Below are 879 nucleotides of genomic sequence, written 5' to 3' on the forward strand. Positions count from 1 at the left end.
GACTGGTGAAAAGGTTGCAGACAAAACCATTGCTGCTGAAAAATTAGTAGCTGCCACCACAGATAAAGATAAAGTTGGCGTGGTTCAGGCAGATGGTTCTGTGATTTACCAAACACTTTCATCAAGCAATATTTCTGCTAAAGATTTAACTGCTGAAGATGCTTCGATCGCTATAACCGATGGAACAGGTGCAACTTTGGTGAGTTCGAAAGTTAAAGTTGCTGATGGTGGAATCTCCACTCAAAAATTAGCAGATGCTGCGGTTACTAATGCAAAAATTAGCGTAGATGCGATCACAACGGATAAAATTAAAGACGGCGAAGTTAAAACTGCGGATCTTGCAGATAAAAATATAACTGCTGAAAAATTAGTAGCTGCCACCACAGATAAAGATAAAGTTGGCGTGGTTCAGGCAGATGGTTCTGTGATTTATCAAACACTTTCGTCAAGCAATATTTCTGCTAAAGATTTAACTGCTGAAGATGCTTCAATCGCAGTTACAGATGGCACAGGCGCAACTTTGGTGAACTCGAAAGTTAAGGTTGCTGATGGTGGAATCTCCATTCAAAAATTAGCAGATGCTGCGGTTACTAATGCAAAAGTTGGCGCTGATGCGATCACAACGGATAAAATTAAGGACGGCGAAATTAAAACTTCAGACCTTGCAGATAAAAATGTAACTGGTGAAAAGGTTGCAGACAAAACCATTGCTGCTGAAAAATTGGTAGCTGCAACCACAGATAAAGATAAAGTTGGCGTGGTTCAGGCCGATGGTTCTGTGATTTACCAAACGCTTTCATCAAGCAACATTTCTGCTAAAGATTTAACGGCAGAAGATGCCTCAATCGCAGTTATCGATGGAACAGGTGCAACCTTGGC

1 protein-coding gene is annotated in these 879 nt (G+C 41.0%); it reads left to right on the top strand.

The window, feature by feature from the left end; all coding sequences use genetic code 11:
- A partial coding sequence (locus tag OQ268_RS17780) for a hypothetical protein (RefSeq protein ID WP_265858161.1) occupies positions 1-879 on the top strand: 879 nt, incomplete at both ends.

This window comes from Pedobacter sandarakinus (assembly GCF_026240095.1).
Lineage (GTDB): Bacteria > Bacteroidota > Bacteroidia > Sphingobacteriales > Sphingobacteriaceae > Pedobacter > Pedobacter sandarakinus.